An 18707-nucleotide genomic window follows, 5' to 3' on the forward strand; every position below is an offset into this window, starting at 1 on the left:
TCGTGTGGTTCGGGCATCAGAGGGGCCGGTCGGTGGCGCGGATCAGCCAGAAGGTCGCCGTCAGGCACAGGGCCGAGACGGCGCCGAGGATGAGGGGGACACTGCGGATGCCGGACCACTCGATGGCCTTGCCGAGGGCCGGGCCCGCCACCACACCGCCGACCATCGACGCTGCGATGACCACTGCTCCCGCCCTGCGCGCCCGCGGGGCGGACCGGTTGAGCCACGGCAGCCCGGTCGGGAAGATCGGCGCGATGAACAGACCGACTCCGGCGTAGGCGTACGGGGCCAGACCCGGCACCGCGGCCAGCAGCAGACAGACCGTCATGCCCGCGCACGAGACCGCGATGATGGTCTCGGCCGAGAACCGCAGCGCGATCGGCGCGACCAGGAAGCGTCCCACGGTCATCATCAGCCAGTACACGGACGTGGCGGTCGCGGCGATCCCTGCCGAGTAGCCGACGGTCTGAAGATGGGTCGGCTCCCAGCCGCCGACACCGGCCTCGATGCCGACATGCATGACGTACAGGGCCACGAACACCGCGAGCACGGAGGCGAGGCTGCGGCCGAGGACCGGACCGCCGGCCGCGGTGGCTGTCCCGGACGACTTCGGTGCGCGGTCGCCCACGCCTCGAAGGCACAGCAGCAGCGGCAGATTGGCCAGCGCGAAGCCGAGGAACACCGCCGGGTAGTGCTCGGAACCGACCGCTCCGATCAGCGCCGGACCGAGGATCGCGCCGATGCCGAAATGGGCGTTGAGGATGTTGAGCATGGCCGTCGAGCGGTGGCCGAACCCGACCGCGAACAGCTGGTTGAGGCCGTAGTCGATACCGCCGAAGCCGAGTCCGGCCAGCAGTGCCATGGCCAGGGCGGTCGGCCAGTCGGGCGCGAGCGCGAAACCGGCCGCACCGATCGCCATCAGCAGATACGAGGCGCCGAGGATGCCCCGGTTGCCGACCCGGCCGTAGAGACGGTCGAAGAGCAGCACCCCGGCCACGCCGCCGACGAAGTGCGCGCTCAGGCCGAGACCGGCGGCGGACGGCGACAGGCCGAACTCCTCGCGGAAAGCGGGAATGGCCGGGCCGTACAGGGCCTGGAGGGCGCCGATGAGTACGAAGCCCACGCACGAGGCGACCACGGCGGCGGGACCGAAGACCCGTGGGTGCGAAGGTGCCGACGTCAGCGTCATGGCGTGTGATGTTACCGGTAACATCTCGGTGCTCGTCAAGATCCGGGTCGGGGTGGGGCGGGATGGTTGCGGAGTGCGGCGGGTCGGGAATCGAATTGGACTGTGAGTACAAGGTCTGGACGTGTAGTCTAGGTGGAGGTCACTCGGTGCATGCGGTGCCGAGTGCGGGCTGAGTGAGGAGTGCGCGATGGCGGCCGATGAGGCACTGGAGGCGGAGCGGGACGCGATCGTCGCCGCGCTGGGCCCGGTTGCCGACGGGCTCGCGGCGACGATCGGGCCGATGTGCGAGGTCGTCCTGCACGACTACCGGCGGCCGGAGACGTCCGTGGTCGCCGTGGCCGGTGCGGTGACCGGGCGGGCCGTGGGCGGTGCGATGAGCGAGATCGGCATGCGGATCGTCGCGCGCGGCGAGGATGCGGGCGACGAGCTGAACTACGTCACCCGGACCCGCGGCGGCAAGCTGGTCAAGGCCTCCACGATGGTGCTGCGCGATTCGACGGGCACGGTGTTCGGCGCCCTCTGCGTGAACCTCGACGTCACCGCCGTGAACGACGCCCACGCCCTGCTCGGCGCCCTCGCCGGCATGGGCGCCGCCCCGGCCGAAGTGCCGGTCACCACCTTCGGCAACGACATCGACTCCGTCGTGGACGCCATCCTCGACGCCCATCAACTCCGTCAGAACGGCAGCTGGGCCGGACTCGACCGCGCCCAGCGCCTGGAGCTGTTCCGAGGCCTCGACGAGCGGGGCGTGTTCGCCGTCCGGCGTGCGATCGAGCAGGTCGCGGGGCGGCTCGGGATCTCCCGGGCGTCCGCGTACAGCTATCTGTCGCAGGCGAGGGCGGAGTAGCCGCGGCGGGCGTGACCAAGACCGGCCTGCTCGGCCCCGTCGGACCCGGCCATGTCGCACCCGGTCACCTCGGACCCGGCCCTGTCGGGCCCGGCCGCAACAGGCACAGCCGCCATCACCATGACACCCCTGGAGGACACGCGTGACGACCACCACCCCGCCGGTCACCCTCGACGACGTCCGTGATGCCGCCGCGCGGCTCAAGGGCGTCGCCCACCGCACCCCCGTGCTGCGCTCGCGCACGCTCGACGAACTCGTCGGCGCCGAGGTCTTCCTCAAGTGCGAGAACTTCCAGCGGGTCGGCGCCTTCAAGTTCCGCGGCGCCTACAACGCGGCCTCCCGGCTGACCCACGAGCAGCTCGGCCGTGGCATCGCCGCCTACTCGTCCGGCAACCACGCCCAGGCCGTCGCCCTGGCCGCCCGGGAACTCGGCACCACGGCGGTCATCGTCATGCCCGAGGACGCCCCGCCGTCGAAGCGCGCGGCCACCGAGGGCTACGGCGCCGAGATCGTCACGTACGACCGCTACACCGGTGATCGGGTCGCCATCGCCGAGGCCCTCGCCGCCGAGCGCGGCCTCGCCCTGATCCCGCCGTACGAGCACCCGCACGTCATGGCCGGCCAGGGAACCGCCGCTCTCGAACTGCTGGAGGAGGTGGGGGAGCTGGGTGCCCTGCTGACGCCGGTCGGCGGGGGCGGGCTCATGGCCGGCAGCGCCACCGTCGCCAAGGGGCTGTACCCGGAGATCCGGATGATCGGCGTGGAACCGGAGGCCGGTGACGACACCAAGCGCTCCCTGGAGGCGGGGCGGCGCGTCAGCATCCCGGTGCCGTTCACCATCGCCGACGGACAGGCCCTGCACATTCCCGGGGAGCTGACCTTCTCCGTGAACCGGCGGCTCGTCGACGAGATCGCACTGGTCGCCGACGACGAGATCCGCGACGCGATGCGGTTCGCCTTCGAGCGTCTGAAGATCGTCGTCGAGCCGAGCGGTGCCACCCCGCTCGCCGCCCTGCTCACCGGCCGGGCGGAGGCGCTGCCGCGCCGGGTCGGCGTGATCGTCTCCGGCGGGAACGTGGATGCCGCGCGCTTCGCCGAGCTCTGCGGAAACCGGGCCTGAGGGGGCGCCTGCCTGTCGGCAGGAGGGCATTTTCAGGTCGGCCGACCGACCGTCCCCCGGTTGGCGGCCCCGAGTGGACAGGCGGACGATTGAGGGGTACAAGGTCGGCCGCCGACGGCGGTGTCCAGGGCCGCCGGGGAGACCGGCACCGGCCGCGGTGACCCACGGCCGGAAGGGAGCGCGTCATGTTGGAAGTGAAGACGCTCGACAAGCCCGACGAGCGACGTGATTTCCCCCGCGGCCACCTCGAAGCCGTCCACATGCCGGACCTCGATTTCGCCGTGGCGACCTTCGAGCCCGGCTGGCGCTGGACGGAGTCCGTGGCCCCGCTGGCGGGCACCAAGACCTGCCAGATGCACCACAACGGCTACATCCTCCAGGGCCACCTCCACATCCGCATGGACGACGGCACCGAGACCGACGTCGGCCCCGGCGACGTCTTCGTCTGCACCCCCGGGCACGACGCGTGGGTGGTGGGCGACGAGCAGGTCGTGACCTACGACTTCCAGGGGCAGACGGCGCGCGAGTTCGCGAAGAAGTAGCCGCCGCCCCGCACAGGAGTCGACCGTCGGCCCCGCGCCGGCACATCACACGGTGACGACGACCTTGGCGCGCGCGTGCTCCACCTCCAGGTAACGGATGGCCTCGGCCGCCTCGCTCAGCGGATACGTCCGCTCGACGACCGGAGCGATCTTCCCGGACTCGGCCAGCTCCCGCAGCGCCTCGAGGTTCGCCCTGCTCTGCCGTGCGGCGATCTCCAGCAGCCGGTGGTTCCGTGCGAACGGAGCCACCAGCCGCCGCTTCATGAACAGCCCCATCGGTCCGACGACGCTGCCGCCCTCGTACACCCCGCCACCGGACAGGACGAGCGTCCCGACGGGGTTCAGCACGCGCCGGAACTCCCCGAGCGAGTGGTTGCCGACCAGGTCCAGCACCACGTCGTAGCGCGCCTCGCCCCGGGTGAAGTCCTCCTGGGTGTAGTCGATGATCCGGTCGGCGCCCAGTGAGCGCACCATGTCGACGTTTCGGGTGCTGCACACGGCCGTCACCTCGGCGCCGTACGCCTTGCCGAGCTGCACGGCGAACGTGCCCACGCCGCCCGACGCCCCGTTCACCAGCAGCGTCTGCCCCGGCTGCACCCGGGCGACGTCACGCAGGCCGATCAGGGCGGTGTTGCCCGCCAGCGGTATCGCCGCCGCCTGCTCGAAGGTGAGGTTGGCAGGCTTCGGGCCCACCTCGTCGGCCCTGGCGCACACGTACTCGGCGAACGTGCCGTCGGCCTCTCCGTACACCTCGTCGCCGGGTTTCAGTCCCGTGACGCCGGAGCCCACCGCCTCCACCACACCGGCGAAGTCCCGGCCCCGCACCGGCGACTTGGGCCTGCGAAACCCCATCATGGTGCGACCGATCACCGGGTCGCCGTGCATGAGGTGCCAGTCGTAGGCGTTGACCGAGGCCGCGTGCACCCGCACCAGGACCTCGTCCGCCGTCGGCACCGGCCGGTCGACGTCCCGGAACTCCAGGACGTCCGCCGAGCCGTACCGGTCCTGAATCACTGCCTTCATGGGATCCCCCTCCGCTCCAGCCGAGCGTATGGAGGCCGGACCGTCCCGGCCATCGGGGGCGGACCCTGATTTTCTCCGGGGTCCGGCCCTCCCCTTGCCCTGAGGAAACCGATCGGTTTACGCTTCTGGTGTTGGGAAACCGATCGGTTTCCGATCTCTGGACAAGTGCTGAGCATTACGAGGAGACCCCCATGACCACCATCGAAGGTTCCGTGGCCCTGGTCACCGGCGGCAGCCGCGGCATCGGCCGCGCCCTGGTCGCCGCCCTGTACGAGCGGGGCGCCAAGAAGGTGTACGCCACCGCGCGCGACCCGCACACCGTCACCCACCCGGACGCCGTGCCGCTGGCGCTGGAGGTGACCGACCCCGCGTCCGTCGCGGCCGCCGCGGAGCAGGCCCAGGACGTCACGCTGCTGATCAACAACGCGGGTGCCTCGGTGAACGCGAACTTCCTCGACTCGCCGGTCGACGACGTCCGGCGCGAGTTCGAGACCAACTTCTACGGACCGCTCCTGGTCACCAGGGCCTTCGTCCCCGTCATCGAGCGCAACGGCGGCGGCCACATCCTCAACGTCCACTCCGTGCTGTCGTGGGTCGGCATCGCCGGCTCCTACAGCGCCTCCAAGGCCGCCTTCTGGTCGCAGACCAACTCGCTGCGCCTGGACCTGAAGCCGCGCGGCATCGATGTCACCGGACTGCACGTCGGCTACGTCGACACCGACATGGCAGCCCATGTCGACGCGCCCAAGTCCACGGCCGAGAGCGTCGCGGCGCAGGCCCTCGACGGGATCGCGTCGGGCGCCTACGAGGTGCTCGCGGACGACATCTCGCGGCAGGTGAAGGCGGGCCTGTCGGCCGATCCGGCCGCCCTCTACCCGCAGCTCGCCGCCTGACTAGACCGGCAGCAGCCTCTCCACCAGCGCGCTGAGCTGCCGGGCGGTGCGGCACTCGTGCATCTCGACCAGCTCGGCGTAGGCGGGCGCGGCGGAGTCTCCCGTGCCCCAGCTGGATTGCTGCTCCGGGTTCAGCCAGTACACGCGGCGTGCCTGGCCGGCGATCTGCCGTACTGCCGGAAGGTTCGGGTCGCTCATGTTGGTGCGGGCATCGCCGAGGACGAACACCGTCGTGCGCGGGCCGACCGAGTCGCCGTAGCGCTCGGCGAACTCGCCCAGTGCCATGCCGTAGTCGCTGCTGCCGTGATAGCCCGTGAGCGTGGCCTCCGCCTCGATCCGGGTGCTGAGCCCCTCCGGGTCGGCGGTGCCCCGCTCCAGCAGCCCGGTCACCTCGTCGATCCGGTTGACGAAGGCGAACACACGCACCTTGCTGAACTGGTCGTGCAGCGCCTGCACCAGCAGCATCGTGAAGTCCGAGAAGCCGGAGACCGACCCCGACACATCGCACAGCAGCACCAGTTCGGGGCGGGCCGGTCGCCGTCTGCGCAGCACCGGCTTCATCGGCACTCCGCCGGTCGACAGCGATCCGCGCAGGGTGCGGCGCAGATCGATCGTGCCTCGCGCGGCGCGGCGGCGACGTGCCGCGAGCCGGGTTGCCAGCTTGCGGGCCAGCGGCTGAACGGCCCTGCGCAGCTCTGCCAGTTGGGCCTTCCCGGCGAACAGGAAGTCGACCCGGTCGGCGGTCGGGGCCACCGCCCGCCGGGCGATCTCGTCGCGCCCGCGCCGCTCGGCGACCCGGCGCCGCGCCTCGGCGGCCACCAGTCGGCGGAAGGTCTCGATGCGCCGCCGGATCTCGTCCTCCAGCAGCCGGTCCGCGAACCCCGCACTCGCGCCCCGCCCACGGACGTCGTCGCGCACCCGGGCCAGCAGCGTCTGCGGGCGCAGCCGCTCCAGCGCCTGGTACGACGACCAGCCGTCCGACTCCGGAGAGGAGCCGTAGCCGCCGAAACCGTCCACCGCCTCCACCGCGAGGCGGCCCATCATCGCCCGGTCGTCGGCCGCCAGCGCCGCCGCCAGCCGGTCCCGCAGGTCGTCCCGTCCCGCGGCTCTTTCCTCCGGGCCGCCGACGCCGCGCGGGAAGTACAGGTCGAAGACCGGGTCGAACACCGGCCGTTGTCCGGTGCCGTGCAGCAGCGTGGCCGCCAGCCCCTCGCGCAGCAGCTCCCGGTCCGCGAGGCCGAGCGCCTCGATGGCCTGCGCCGCGTCCACGGTCTCGCCGGTGCCGATCCGGATGCCGTGCGCGCGCAACGCGCCGACCAGGGACGTCAGCCGATCCGCGACGCCCGCCGGCGTGGTCACAGGGCGTCCAGGTCGAGCTTCGCGGTCGCCTTGAGGACGTCGTCCTGATGCTTGAGCAGAACGCCGAGGGTGGCCTGTACGACCGTCACGTCCAGCGAGTCGGCGCCGAGCGCGAGCAGGGTGCGCGCCCAGTCGATGGTCTCGGCGACCGACGGCACCTTGCGCAGGTCCATCGCGCGCAGCGCGCTCACGACCCGCACGACCGAGCGGGCCAGCGCCTCGTCGAGGCCCGGCACTTTCAGCCGTACGATCCGGCGTTCCAACTCCTCGTCCGGGAAGCCGATGTGCAGGAAGAGACAGCGACGGCGCAGCGCCTCGGACAGCTCCCGGCTCGCGTTGGAGGTGAGCACGACGAAGGGGCGGCGGGTCGCGGTGATGGTGCCGAGCTCGGGGACCGTGACCTGGAAGTCGCTGAGCACCTCCAGGAGCAGGCCCTCGACCTCGACGTCGGCCTTGTCGGTCTCGTCGATCAGCAGCACCTTGGGGTCCTCGCCCCGGATGGCCGTCAGCAGTGGCCGGGTGAGCAGGAACTCCTCGCTGAAGATGTCCGTGCGGGTCTCGTCCCACGTCTCGTCGCGGCCGGCGCTGATGCGCAGCAACTGCTTGGCGTGGTTCCACTCGTACAGCGCCCGGGACTCGTCGACCCCCTCGTAGCACTGGAGCCGTACCAACTGTGCCTCCGCCACCTGGGCGACGGCCTTGGCGAGCTCCGTCTTGCCGACTCCGGCCGGGCCCTCCACCAGGAGCGGCTTGCCGAGACGGTCGGCGAGGAAGACGGTCGTGGCGACCGCGGGCGAGGCGAGATAGCCGGTCTCGGCCAGGCGCGCGGAGACGTCGTCGACGGATGTGAACAACGGGGCCTCCAGCTCGGCGGCGACGGTCAGAACGGTCAGGACTGCCGGGTCGGTCAGGACCGTCATGGCGGACGGGCTGGACCGGGCACCTATCTAAGCGCTTGTTCAGCGATGATGCCACGGGGATTCCGGGTACCGGAAGGAGGTAGACCGATCGGTTTCCTCTTGGCCTCCGGAGGGGTAACCTCGCCGGTATGGCCACAACAGACAAGGCGTCCACCAGGGACCGGCTGCTCGACGCGGCGGCCGAGCTGTTCTACCGGGACGGCGTCTCCATCGGCGTCGAGGCGCTGTGCCGGACGGCCGGTGTCTCGAAGCGGTCCATGTACCAGCTCTTCGCGAGCAAGGACGAGGTCCTCGCGACCAGCCTGGCCCGGCGGATGCCGGAGTACGAGGCCCAACTCGCGCCGGACGTCCCGGACGCCGCCACCCCGCGCGAGCGGATCCTGAACGTCTTCGAGCGGCTGGAGAAGGCGTCCACCGAGCCCGCCTACCAGGGCTGTCCCTTTCTGGCCGCGCTGGTCGAGCTGAAGGATCCGGAACACCCCGCGAGCGCGGTCGCCCGCGAGGCGAAGGGCTGGATGAAGGGCTACTTCCGCACCCACGCCGAGGACGGCGGCGCCCGCGACGCGGAGCTGCTCGCCCGCCAGCTGATGCTGGTCTTCGACGGGGCCAGCGCACGGTCCGGAGCCCGGGTCGAGACGCTGGACGGGCTGACCGTCGCGACGGCGACCACGCTGCTGGACGCGGCCGGCGTGAAATGACGAGGCGGCCGCCGCAGCGACCGCCCCGAACACCCACCCCTTCTCACGAGGCCACCGCGACCGCTCCCACGGCCGGGGTGCGCAGCATCCGCCGGGCCGTCACCAGACCGGTCCCCAGCGTCACCGCCGCCGCGACGGCGGCGACCGCGAGCCCGATGCCGTACACCTCGCCCGGCAGCATCTGGTCGGAGCGGACCACGGTGAACGGGATGATCCCCGCGAGCGCGGCCAGCGCGCCGAACACGACGCCCGTGACCGTGAGGATCAGCCCCTCGACACCCACCGTCCCGAGCACCTGCCCCGGAGTCGCGCCCGCGAGCCGCTGCTGCCCGAACTCCCGTGAGCGGTAACTCGTAGCTGCGTACAGCGAGTTGACGAGCATCACGCAGACGAAGACCACGATGATCCCGACGACCGTGAAGTTCAGGGTCTCCAGGGTCTTGTCGTCGATCGACTTGGTGATGCCGAGAGCCTCGACGGTGTCGCTCTCCACCGCCTGCATGGTGAGCGTGGCCGTGGCCACCGCCGTGAACAGGATCAGCGACATCAGGATCCCGGCCAGCTGACCGGCCCGCTCCCGCAGATTGCGGACCGCCAGCCAGCCGCTCGCGCCGCTCAGCGGCAGCCGGTTCAGCACGCCCTCCAGCAGCCGCGGTGCGAGCAGTGCGAAGCCCACGGACAGCAGGATCGCCCCGTAGGCGGGCGGCGCCATCAGGGCCGCGTCCGACTCCGAGAACGCGAACGTGGAGGTGACCGACGCCGCCCCGACGAGGAGCGCCGCGTAGGCGAGGAACTTCCGTGCCCCGCCCCGTTTCACCTGCCCGCGCGTCGCCCGCCGTACGGCGAGGAAGGCGGCGCCGGCCGACGCCAGCAGCGTGATGTCGATGCCCGAGATCAACGCGATCGGGCCGAAGTCGTGCGGGACGGACCCGGCGACCTGACCGCTGTCCTGGAACAGGTCCAGCAGCGCCCGGCCACCCAGCATCGCCGGCCCGATCGCCAGCGCCGCACCCACCAGGGCCACGACCACGGCCTCACCCACGACCATCCGCTTCAGCTGCGCCGGAGTCGCCCCCGAGCAGCGCAGCAGCTCCAACTCGGCCGTCCGCTGACGGACGTTGACCGTCAGGGTCGAGGCGACGGCGAAGAAGACCAGCAGGGTGCCGTAGCCGCCGACGACGCCCGCCGCGGTGGACAGGGTCTCCGCGCTGGTCGAGTCGACGCCGTCCTGCGCCGCCGTGTCGTGCATGGAGTTGAAGGTCATGATGATGGCCGCGCCCAGAAACGCGGACAGCAGCGTCGCGAGGAACCGTCCGGGACGGTGCCGGATGGAACGCAGGGACAGCATGAACATCGCTCACACCCCCAGCGCCACGTCGTCGCCCAGGTGCGCCAGGCGCTCGGCCACCGCGTCCGGGGTCGGCCCGTCCATCCGGCCGGCCAGCCGGCCGTCCGCCAGGAACAGCACCGAGTCCGCGTAAGAGGCGGCGACCGGGTCGTGGGTCACCATCACCACGGTCCGGCCGTGCACCCGCACCGCCTGCTGGAGCAGCCGCAGCACGTCACGCGCGCTGCGGGTGTCCAGGGCACCCGTCGGCTCGTCCGCGAAGATCACCCGGGGCTCGGTCACCAGCGCGCGGGCGATGGCCACGCGCTGCCGCTGACCGCCGGAAAGCTGGTCGGGGCGGTGCCCGAGCCGGTCGCCGAGGCCGACGGACATCAGTACCTCCCTGGCGCGCGTGCGGTCGACGCGCTGCCCGGCGAGCTTGAGCGGCAGCACCGTGTTCTGCGCGACCGTCAGCGTCTCCAGCAGGTTGTACTGCTGGAACACGAACCCGATCCGGCCCCGCCGGAACTTCGTCAGCTCCGCCTCGCCGCCCCCGGTCAGCTCGGTGCCGTCCACCCGCACGATGCCGCTGTCGGGCCGGTCGAGCCCGGCCGCGCAGTGCAGCAGGGTGCTCTTGCCGGACCCCGACGGCCCCATGACCGCAGTGAAAGTGCCCCGTCCCAGGCCCAGCGTGATCCCGTCCAGAGCGGTCACGGAACTGTCCTGCGCGCCATAGGTCTTGGTGACCTTGACCAGCCGCAGCGCCTCCGCGGCGGGTCCCGTGTCGTGCGTGCGTCGCGAACCTGCGCGAAACATCGTCATCACTCTCCGTCCGGGCACTCCCTGTGCCCTGCCGATGAAGCTACGGAGCGAGCGAAGGGAGCACATTGGGCGCAGAACCCGTCTTGCCGGGTGTACTCAGCGACACCCCCGACGGGGGGCCGGCCCCGGTGACCCACGGCGTTGTCAGTGGCGGGCTGTACCTTCCGACGCATGGGGATCTATCTGGTGAACGTGGGCGCGCAGGAGTGGTTCGGCGAGGAGGAGGACGGCCGTGGGGACGTCGCCGCCGCGCTGAACGAGGAGCTGGGCAGGCGCGGCCTCCCGCCGTACACCGGTGTTCCCGAGGAGACGGACTTCGCCCCAGGCTCCGGCACGGCCTTCGAGGAGAAGCTCGTCCCGCCCATGGACGGCTTCGTCGCACTCTGCCGGGCGCACCTGTCGAAGGCCGAGGAAGAGCTCCTTCTCGGCTGGACGGTGCTGGTACCGGTGCCGCTCGACGAGGAGATCGAGCTGCCGATCGAGTCCGCCTACGACCTGACGACGACCGTCGCCGGAGCCCCGCGGATCCTCGTCCTCACCGAGCGGCTCGCGACGGCGCTGGAGCTGCCGACCGACGCGATACCGGCGACGTCCGACAACCTGGAGCTGACCAGCTGGTTCCTGGACGGTGAGGCGAAGCGGACCGCGGCGGCCCGGCCGGGACCGTGGGCCGACGACCTCGACACGGCCTTCTACACGGCGGTGTACCTGCGCGCCGCCCAGCACTCCGTACGACGCGGCTGCCCCATCGTCTACTCCTGACCGCGGGCGGAGGTCGCCGCTCCGTGAAAATCGGTGACAGGACTGGTGCCTTGGAAGACTTCCCCGCGGACGTCCGCTGCCGGTACAGGTTTGCCCATGACGGAAAACGGGGGACGCCGCCAGGCACGGTGGCGGGGAATGCGGGAGTCGGTCCAGGGGGCGGACACCGAGCTGTGGCCCGAGGGGCTGGCGGACGTGGTGCCGGGCGGGTTCGAGGCGGCCTATGTGCAGTTCGGTGATCTGTATCCCGACCAGCAGCTCCAATTACAGCTCCTGTACGGCGCCTCGCAGCGTGCCTTCGAGCGCAGGACCCGGGTCTCGGCGCGGGTCACGGTGGTGCGGGTGCTCGGCAACGCGCTGAGCGACCCACGGCTGGGCGACGCCAAGGCGAACGAGCATCTGACCGAGTATCTCGACCAGGAGATCGCCGACCTGCGCGGGCGGCTGGCCCAGGACAGCGCGACCGCCGTCAGCCGGGGCCTCAACATCGGCCTGGCGATGGGCTCGGTCGCCGGACTGGCGCTCCTCGTCGTCCCGCTCCTCTGGGGCGTCGACCTGCTCGGCGTCCTCGGCGTGACGCTGAACTGCACCAACCGCTGGAGCCTGCTGGGCGCCTTCGTGTGCGGCGGCGTCGGCGCGTTCGGGGCCGTCCTCAGCGTGCTGGTGCGACTGCGGGGGAGCGCGGACCAGCTGGCGCGCCGTCAGACCAACGGCCGCGAGGGCATCGTGGTACCCGGCCAGATGGCCCGCAGCATGCGCCACGAGGGTGTCTACCGGGTGTTCGTCGGCTGGGTCCTCGCCATCGCCGTCCACTTCCTCCTCAGCGGGGGCATCGTGACCGTCTTCGAGCCGCCGGCCACCACGACCGAGATCTGCCCCGCCCCGGGCACCCCGGGATCGGCCGCCGCGGGCACCGAGTTCTGGGGCTTCTGGTGCGCCATCGGCTTCGTCGCGGGCTTCAACGAGCGATGGGCGTTCGGCATCCTCAGCCGCGACTCCACCAGGCGTCCGAGCAAGAACGCCTGATTCCGCTTTTGAACGGTTTCAATCACGGGCTCCAGCGATTGGGGAGTTCTGTTGGATTCTGCACGCCACTTGTCCTGATCGAGGCATGGACACTGCCCACTTCTGCCACTAGCTTCAACCGTCGTTCGAGCTGAATCGTTCCAACTCCGAACCGAACCCAGCCGAAGGGACTACGGCATGAACGACGGAGTCGACAGCACGAAGGGCAGAGGGGTGCGTCGCCGTACCGTGCTCGCCACGGCACTCGGCGCCGCACCGCTCGCCGTGGCGGGAGGCATCATCGGCGGCACCCCGGCGGCGGCCGCCCCGTCCTCGCCCCGCACCGCGGTCGAGGGCCTGACGGTCGAGCACCGCACCGACCCCCTCGGCGTGGACGCCGAACACCCCAGGTTCGGCTGGCGGATGACCTCCTCGGTGCGCGGTCGCCGCCAGTCGGCGTACCGGATCCTGGTGGCCACGACCCCGGACCGCCTCACCCCCTCCCGCGCGGACATCTGGAACAGCGGCCGTGTCACCTCACCGGACTCGAACGCCGTTCGCTACGACGGCCCCGCCCTGCGCGCCTCCACCCGCTACCACTGGACGGTGACGGTCTGGGACGAGACCGGCCGAGCCGCCCCCGCCGCCCCGACCGCCCGCTTCGAGACCGGCCTGCTCGGCGCCGACGGAGTCACCGGCTGGGAAGGGGCCCGCTGGATCGCCATGGCGGGCAAACGGCCCAACACCCCCGGCGCCCCCCTCCTGCGCCGTCAGGCCCGGCTGACCGGACGTCAAGTGAGCGCCGCCCGGCTCTACATCACCGCCCTCGGCGTGTACGACGCCCACATCAACGGCCGGCGCGTCGCCGTGCCACAGGGCGGCGGCACCACCCACGAACTGCTGACGCCGGGCTGGACCAACTACGACAGCACCGTCAACTACTTCACCTACGACGTCACGGACCTGGTCGCCGGGCGGCAGGGCCAGGTCACCCTCGCCGCCGTGCTCGGCAACGGCTGGTACAACGGCCGTGTCTCCGAGAACAGCGCCTACTGGTCCGCCGACGGCAACCCGCTCGCCCTCAAGGCCAAGCTGCTGATCCGGTACGCCGACGGATCCGAGCAGACGGTCGTCACCGCGCCCGGCGACGACTGGCGGGCCACCGACACCGGCCCCTACCGCGCCGACGACATCTACGACGGCCAGACCTACGACGCCCGCGCGGAGCCGGCCGGCTGGACGGCGAACGGCTTCGACGCCTCCGGCTGGGCGGGAGTCACCGAGCACGACCACGACACCCGGTTCCCCGACGCGAAGCTGGTCGCCTACCCGGGCGAGAGCGCCCGGGTGATGCCCGAATGGGATCTCCGGCCGCGGTCGGTCACCGTCCACACCGGCGTTACCGGGCAGAGCGGCAGCGCCAACGGCAAGGGCCGTATCGTCGTCGACCCCGCCCGCACCGTCACCGACCCGGCCACCGCCGCCACCGCCTCCGTGACCCTGCGCCCCGGCGACACCGCCGTGATCGACCTCGGCCAGAACATGGTCGGCGTGCCCCGCTACACCCTGCGCGGCCCTGTCGGCGCCCAAGTCGTCCTCAAACCCGGCGAGATGCTCAACGACGACAGCGAGGGCGCCGACGGCCCCGTCGGGTCCGTGTACCGCGCCAACCTCCGCAGTGCCAAGGCCACCAGCACCTACATCCTCAAGGGCGACCCCGACGGCGAGACCCATCAGGACTCGCTGACCTTCTACGGCTTCCGCTACGTCTCCGTCACCGCGACGGACACCGTCACCCTGACCCGGTTCACGGGACGGGTCGCGACCTCCGCCCTCCGCGACATCGGCACCGTCACCACCGACGACGCCGACGTCAACCAGCTGATCAGCAACGTCCGTTGGGGCCAGCGCGGCAACTACCTCTGGGTGCCCACCGACTGCCCCCAGCGCGACGAACGCCTCGGCTGGACCGGCGACACCCAGCTCTTCTCCAACACCGGCCTCTACAACGCCGACGCCGTCAACTTCCTCAGCCACTTCGAGGACATCCTCATCGACTCACAGAAGACCTACGGCCAGGACGGCGCCCAGTTCACCTGGGTCGCACCCGGGTCCCGCTACAACCAGCCGATCCCCGCGAGCGGTTGGGCGGACTGCGGCGTCGTCGTGCCGTGGACGGTGTGGCAGATGTCCGGCGACAGCACGGTCGTCGACCGCGGCTGGGCCGCCATGACGAAGTACATGGACTGGATCCGGCGCCGCACCGGCGACACCTACGCCGGACAGGGTGCGATCTTCGGCGACTGGCTGGCCTTCCAGGACACCAGCACCCAGCTCATCAGCGACGTCTACTACGGCTACAGCGCCCGCCTGATGGCCGACATGGCCCGCGCCACCGGCCGCAGCGCCGAGACCCGCGCCTACGAGGACCTCTTCGCCCGCATCAAGCGGGCGTTCATCACCAAATACCTGGCCACCGGCGCCGACGGACAGGTCACCGTCCGCTCCAGCCTCGGCGACGCACCGCCAACGGGCGGCAAGACGGAGGACAACAGCCAGACCGCCCTGCTGTGGGTCCTCAAACTCGGCTTCTACGACACCGAGGCCCAGCGCCGCCGGCTCGTCACCCACCTCACCGACAACATCGGCAACGACGAGGCCTACAAGGAGGCCCACCCCGACAGCACACGCGTCAGGTACGCCGAGAACACCCTCTCCGTCGGCTTCCTCGGCGTGAACGTCCTCGCCCCCGTGCTCACCGACGAGGGCCGCGTCGACCTGGCGTACCGGCTGCTCCACCAGGACGCCATGCCGTCCTGGCTGTACTCCGTGCGCAACGGCGCCACCACCGTCTGGGAGCGCTGGAACTCGTACTCGAAGGAGGACGGCTTCGGCCCCGTCGACATGAACTCGTTCAACCACTACTCCTACGGCGCGATCATGGAGTGGATGTACGAGAGCATGGCCGGCATCGCCAAGGACCCGGCCCACCCGGGTTTCCGGCACTTCTTCCTCCAGCCCCACCTCGACCCGACGGGCAAGATCACCCGGGTCCGCGGGACCCATCTCGCGCCCTGCGGCGAGATCGTGAGCGAGTGGCGCAAGGACGACCGGAAACTGACCTACCGGGCCGTGGTACCCGCCAACAGCACCGCGACCCTGCGCATCCCGACCGCCGACCCGTCGACCGTCCGCGAGGGCCGCACGCCCCTGGCCGAGGCCGAGGGCGTCGAGTACCTGGGCTTCGCGGACGGCGTCGCCTCCTACCGGCTGCCGTCCGGCCGCTACGCGGTGACGTCCTCGCTCGACTGATCCTCGCCCACCAGCACCACCTCAAGGGTGCGCGGGCCGTGCACGCCCTCGACCCGGTCCAGCTCGATGTCGCTGGTCGCCGACGGACCGGAGATCCACGTCAACGGGCGGACCGGGTCGAGGCGTTCGAGAGCCTGCGGCACCGAGGACACGACCTGCTCCGGAACCCGTACGACACAGATGTGGTGGTCCGGGACGAGCGTGATACGGCGCCGGCCCTGGTCGGGCGAGCCGTCCAGCACGATGGTGCCGGTCTCGGCCACCGCCACGGCACACGCCGTGACGACACTGTCGACCTCGTCCAGTTCGTGCGGGGTGCTCTCCGGCCGGTCCGCGATGCGCTCGGCGTCGGCCGCCGCCAGCCAGCCGGTGTCCAGGCCGGGCGGCACGAGCACGGTCTTCGCCCCGCGCGCCGCGAGCATCCCCGCGATCGTCGGCGCGAGGTCGGCGGGCGTGCAACGGTGCACGATCGCCCGGTAGTCCGCGAGGTTCTCGGCCAGCAGATCGACGGTCTGCGCGACGCTCCGGTCCCCGTGCTCGCGCAGATAGTCGCGCGGCACCGCCTCTTCGTACGGCGCCTCCTCGCGCGGCACGTCCGCGAGCGCGCGCCGCACCCGGCCCAGGATCCGTTCCCTGCTGCTCACTTGGCCCCGTCCTTTCCGCCCTGAGTGCGCTGCCACCAGTCCCGGAACGGCTCCGCGGGCACCGCCGGAAGATCCCGCGTACCGCTCCACGCCCTGCCCGGTCCGGGCAGTGAGCGCGGATGCAGCCGGCGGGTGCGTGAGGCGAGCCGCTGGCCGGTGCGCAGGGCGCCCGGGCGGCCGAACGCCCAGCGTGCCGCCCGCATCGCGGCCCGCTCGGCGGCGTGCCCCTTGGCGGGTTTCAGCACCACCTTGTTGCCCTTGGACGTCACCTCGCCGCCCGTCACGACCCGCTCCCGCAGATGCACCAGCACCTCGGGGATGTCGATGGCGACCGGGCACACCTCGTAGCAGGCGCCGCACAGCGACGACGCGTACGGCAGCGAGGCGTCGATCTCGCTCGTCACGCCCCTCAGTTGCGGGCTGAGGATGGCGCCGATCGGGCCCGGATAGACCGAGCCGTAGGCGTGCCCGCCGGCCCGCTCGTACACCGGGCACACATTGAGACAGGCCGAGCAGCGGATGCAGCGCAGCGCCTGGCGGCCGACCTCGTCGGCGAGCGTGTCGGTGCGGCCGTTGTCGAGGAGGACCAGATGGAAGCTGCTCGGCCCGTCGCCGTCCGTCGTGCCGGTCCACATGGTGGTGTACGGGTTCATGCGCTCGGCGGTGGAGGAGCGGGGGAGGGTCTGCAGGAACACCTCCAGGTCCTGCCACGTGGGCACGATCTTCTCGATGCCGACGACCGAGATCAGTGTCTTGGGCAGGGTCAGGCACATCCGCCCGTTGCCCTCGGACTCCACGACCAGCAGGGTGCCGGTCTCGGCGACCATGAAGTTGGCGCCGGAGATGCCGACCTTGGCGCGCAGGAACTTCTCCCGCAGATGCAGGCGCGCGGCCTCGGCGAGTTCGGCGGGCGTGTCGGTCAGGCCCTCGGGCGCGGGGCGCCCCCACTCGCTCATCTCGCGCTCGAAGATGTCGCGGATCTCGCCCCGGTTGCGATGGATCGCCGGCACCAGGATGTGCGAGGGGCGGTCCTTGCCCAACTGCACGATCAGCTCGGCGAGATCGGTCTCGTAGGCGTGGATGCCCTCTTCGAGAAGCGCCTCGTTCAGCCCGATCTCCTGCGTGGCCATCGACTTGACCTTGACGACCTCCGACTCCCCGGTCGCCTTGACGAGATCGGCCACGATCCGGTTCGCCTCGTCGGCGTCGGCGGCCCAGTGGACAGTGCCACCCGCCGCCGTCACCGACTCCTCCAACTGAACCAGATACCGGTCGAGATGACGCAGCGTATGGTCCTTGATCCGTTTGCCCGCCTCGCGCAACTCCGCCCAGTCGGAGACCTCCGCGACGGCCTTCGCCCGCTTGGCGCGGATGGTGTGCGTGGCGTGACGCAGATTGCCCCGCAGGGTCGCGTCGTGCACGGCCTCGCGCGCCGCCTTCGGAAAGGCCGGCATTCCCAGATACGTCCCGCTCATACGGCCGGTTCCTCCTCCGTGCTCGCCAGGATCTCCGCGATGTGCACCGGCCGCATGCCCGTCCGCAGCCGGGCCATGGTCCCGCCGATGTGCATCAGACAGGAGTTGTCCGCCGCGCACAGCACCTCGGCGCCCGTCGACTCGGCGTTGCGCACCTTGTCCGCGCCCATCGCCGCCGAGACATCGGAGTTCTTCAGGGCGAAGGTGCCGCCGAAGCCGCAGCACTCCTCGGCCCCGGGCAACTCCGCCAACTCCAGCCCCTTCACGGCCTGGAGCAGCCGCCGGGGCCGGTCCCCGAGCCCTAGCCCGCGCAGCCCGTGACAGGTCGGGTGGTACGTCACCCGGTGCGGGTAGTAGGCGCCCACGTCCGTCACCTCCAGGACGTCCACCAGGAACTCCGTCAGCTCGTACGTCTTCGGCACCACCGGCGCCAGCGTCGCCGCGAGCGTGTCCCCGCGCCCCTCGGCCCGGGCCCGCTCACCCATCCGCGGATACAGCTCCCGCACCATCGCGCCGCACGACCCCGACGGGGTGACGATCGCGTCGTACTCCCCGAAGACATCGGAGAAATGCCGGGCGAGTGGCTCGGCCTCGTGCCGGTAGCCGGTGTTGTAGTGCGCCTGCCCGCAGCAGGTCTGCGCCATCGGGAAGTCGACCTCGACGCCAAGCCTGGTCAGCAGTTTCACCACCGCGCGACCGGTGTCCGGATAGAGCGTGTCGTTGACGCAGGTCAGGAACAGGGCGACACGCATCGCGGCTCCTTCTGATC

General features: G+C 71.2%; 17 protein-coding genes. 8 read left to right on the forward strand and 9 right to left on the reverse strand.

Features of this window, described 5'->3' with window-relative positions; all coding sequences use genetic code 11:
- Positions 1-16 precede the first annotated feature (16 nt).
- Complete coding sequence (locus PGH47_RS38785) at positions 17-1189, reverse strand: MFS transporter (RefSeq protein ID WP_271667352.1); 1173 nt, start codon at positions 1187-1189, stop codon at positions 17-19.
- Between the two features lie 187 nt (positions 1190-1376).
- Here PGH47_RS38785 and PGH47_RS38790 point away from each other — a divergent pair, with 187 nt between their 5' ends.
- From PGH47_RS38790 to PGH47_RS38800, 3 genes are all read left to right on the forward strand, one after another.
- Positions 1377-2036, forward strand: coding sequence for a helix-turn-helix transcriptional regulator (locus tag PGH47_RS38790; protein ID WP_271667353.1), 660 nt, complete (start codon positions 1377-1379; stop codon positions 2034-2036).
- A 142-nt stretch (positions 2037-2178) separates the two neighbouring features.
- The gene (locus tag PGH47_RS38795) at positions 2179-3156 is read left to right on the forward strand and encodes a threo-3-hydroxy-L-aspartate ammonia-lyase (RefSeq protein WP_271667354.1); all 978 of its coding nucleotides are present in this window, start codon (positions 2179-2181) and stop codon (positions 3154-3156) included.
- 185 nt (positions 3157-3341) lie between these two features.
- The gene (locus tag PGH47_RS38800) at positions 3342-3698 is read left to right on the forward strand and encodes a cupin domain-containing protein (RefSeq protein WP_125528392.1); all 357 of its coding nucleotides are present in this window, start codon (positions 3342-3344) and stop codon (positions 3696-3698) included.
- Between the two features lie 45 nt (positions 3699-3743).
- Here the strand turns inward: PGH47_RS38800 and PGH47_RS38805 are convergent, their stop codons facing one another.
- On the reverse strand, positions 3744-4721 hold the full coding sequence (locus PGH47_RS38805; RefSeq protein ID WP_271667355.1) for an NAD(P)-dependent alcohol dehydrogenase: 978 nt from the start codon (positions 4719-4721) through the stop codon (positions 3744-3746).
- A gap of 191 nt (positions 4722-4912) precedes the next feature.
- Here PGH47_RS38805 and PGH47_RS38810 point away from each other — a divergent pair, with 191 nt between their 5' ends.
- Positions 4913-5614 (forward strand): SDR family oxidoreductase, encoded by a 702-nt coding sequence (locus PGH47_RS38810; RefSeq protein ID WP_271667356.1) that lies wholly within the window; start codon positions 4913-4915, stop codon positions 5612-5614.
- Here the strand turns inward: PGH47_RS38810 and PGH47_RS38815 are convergent, their stop codons facing one another.
- The gene (locus PGH47_RS38815) at positions 5615-6973 is read right to left on the reverse strand and encodes a vWA domain-containing protein (protein ID WP_271667357.1); all 1359 of its coding nucleotides are present in this window, start codon (positions 6971-6973) and stop codon (positions 5615-5617) included.
- On the reverse strand, positions 6970-7827 hold the full coding sequence (locus tag PGH47_RS38820) for an AAA family ATPase (protein WP_271668256.1): 858 nt from the start codon (positions 7825-7827) through the stop codon (positions 6970-6972). Before PGH47_RS38820 ends, PGH47_RS38815 begins: the two co-directional genes overlap by 4 nt.
- Positions 7828-8021: 194 nt before the next feature.
- On the opposite strand from PGH47_RS38820, the gene PGH47_RS38825 reads away from it, so the two are divergent.
- Positions 8022-8591 carry a TetR/AcrR family transcriptional regulator gene (locus tag PGH47_RS38825; RefSeq protein WP_271667358.1) on the forward strand — a complete coding sequence of 190 codons (570 nt, stop codon included), beginning with the start codon at positions 8022-8024 and terminating at the stop codon, positions 8589-8591.
- Between the two features lie 43 nt (positions 8592-8634).
- Here the strand turns inward: PGH47_RS38825 and PGH47_RS38830 are convergent, their stop codons facing one another.
- Positions 8635-9945: an FtsX-like permease family protein gene (locus PGH47_RS38830; RefSeq protein ID WP_271667359.1), complete on the reverse strand. Its 1311-nt coding sequence runs from the start codon at positions 9943-9945 to the stop codon at positions 8635-8637.
- A gap of 3 nt (positions 9946-9948) precedes the next feature.
- Positions 9949-10740, reverse strand: coding sequence for an ABC transporter ATP-binding protein (locus PGH47_RS38835; protein WP_376054378.1), 792 nt, complete (start codon positions 10738-10740; stop codon positions 9949-9951).
- Between the two features lie 171 nt (positions 10741-10911).
- Between PGH47_RS38835 and PGH47_RS38840 the strand changes: the two genes are divergently transcribed.
- The 3 genes from PGH47_RS38840 (at position 10912) to PGH47_RS38850 (ending at position 15819) form a co-directional block, all read left to right on the forward strand.
- Complete coding sequence (locus tag PGH47_RS38840; RefSeq protein ID WP_271667360.1) at positions 10912-11502, forward strand: hypothetical protein; 591 nt, start codon at positions 10912-10914, stop codon at positions 11500-11502.
- A 96-nt stretch (positions 11503-11598) separates the two neighbouring features.
- Positions 11599-12528 carry a hypothetical protein gene (locus tag PGH47_RS38845; protein ID WP_271667361.1) on the forward strand — a complete coding sequence of 310 codons (930 nt, stop codon included), beginning with the start codon at positions 11599-11601 and terminating at the stop codon, positions 12526-12528.
- Between the two features lie 177 nt (positions 12529-12705).
- Entirely contained in the window at positions 12706-15819 is a 3114-nt protein-coding gene (locus PGH47_RS38850) for an alpha-L-rhamnosidase (protein ID WP_271667362.1), read from the forward strand.
- Here PGH47_RS38850 and PGH47_RS38855 read toward each other — a convergent pair.
- The 3 genes from PGH47_RS38855 to PGH47_RS38865 are packed head-to-tail and all read right to left on the reverse strand — an operon-like array spanning position 15792 to position 18690.
- Positions 15792-16463, reverse strand: a complete 672-nt coding sequence (locus PGH47_RS38855) for a LutC/YkgG family protein (protein WP_271667363.1) — start codon at positions 16461-16463, stop codon at positions 15792-15794. The genes PGH47_RS38850 and PGH47_RS38855 overlap by 28 nt on opposite strands.
- Positions 16460-17938 (reverse strand): LutB/LldF family L-lactate oxidation iron-sulfur protein, encoded by a 1479-nt coding sequence (locus tag PGH47_RS38860; RefSeq protein WP_271667364.1) that lies wholly within the window; start codon positions 17936-17938, stop codon positions 16460-16462. The genes PGH47_RS38855 and PGH47_RS38860 overlap by 4 nt, the downstream gene beginning before the upstream one ends.
- Positions 17935-18690 (reverse strand): (Fe-S)-binding protein, encoded by a 756-nt coding sequence (locus PGH47_RS38865; protein ID WP_093748237.1) that lies wholly within the window; start codon positions 18688-18690, stop codon positions 17935-17937. The genes PGH47_RS38860 and PGH47_RS38865 overlap by 4 nt, the downstream gene beginning before the upstream one ends.
- Between the last annotated feature and the right edge of the window lie 17 nt (positions 18691-18707).

The sequence above is a fragment of the Streptomyces sp. HUAS 31 genome, assembly GCF_028198125.1.
GTDB classification, from domain to species: Bacteria; Actinomycetota; Actinomycetes; order Streptomycetales; family Streptomycetaceae; genus Streptomyces; species Streptomyces chartreusis.

Bases quoted from the DNA above. Each gene is read 5' to 3' on its own strand.
- PGH47_RS38840 (WP_271667360.1), top strand. From the start codon at position 10,912: ATGGGGATCTATCTGGTGAACGTGGGCGCGCAGGAGTGGTTCGGCGAG.
- PGH47_RS38825 (WP_271667358.1), top strand. From the start codon at position 8,022: ATGGCCACAACAGACAAGGCGTCCACCAGGGACCGGCTGCTCGACGCG.
- PGH47_RS38865 (WP_093748237.1), bottom strand. From the start codon at position 18,690: ATGCGTGTCGCCCTGTTCCTGACCTGCGTCAACGACACGCTCTATCCG.
- PGH47_RS38860 (WP_271667364.1), bottom strand. From the start codon at position 17,938: ATGAGCGGGACGTATCTGGGAATGCCGGCCTTTCCGAAGGCGGCGCGC.
- PGH47_RS38845 (WP_271667361.1), top strand. From the start codon at position 11,599: ATGACGGAAAACGGGGGACGCCGCCAGGCACGGTGGCGGGGAATGCGG.
- PGH47_RS38810 (WP_271667356.1), top strand. From the start codon at position 4,913: ATGACCACCATCGAAGGTTCCGTGGCCCTGGTCACCGGCGGCAGCCGC.
- PGH47_RS38830 (WP_271667359.1), bottom strand. From the start codon at position 9,945: ATGTTCATGCTGTCCCTGCGTTCCATCCGGCACCGTCCCGGACGGTTC.
- PGH47_RS38805 (WP_271667355.1), bottom strand. From the start codon at position 4,721: ATGAAGGCAGTGATTCAGGACCGGTACGGCTCGGCGGACGTCCTGGAG.
- PGH47_RS38800 (WP_125528392.1), top strand. From the start codon at position 3,342: ATGTTGGAAGTGAAGACGCTCGACAAGCCCGACGAGCGACGTGATTTC.
- PGH47_RS38835 (WP_376054378.1), bottom strand. From the start codon at position 10,740: ATGACGATGTTTCGCGCAGGTTCGCGACGCACGCACGACACGGGACCC.
- PGH47_RS38850 (WP_271667362.1), top strand. From the start codon at position 12,706: ATGAACGACGGAGTCGACAGCACGAAGGGCAGAGGGGTGCGTCGCCGT.
- PGH47_RS38790 (WP_271667353.1), top strand. From the start codon at position 1,377: ATGGCGGCCGATGAGGCACTGGAGGCGGAGCGGGACGCGATCGTCGCC.
- PGH47_RS38785 (WP_271667352.1), bottom strand. From the start codon at position 1,189: ATGACGCTGACGTCGGCACCTTCGCACCCACGGGTCTTCGGTCCCGCC.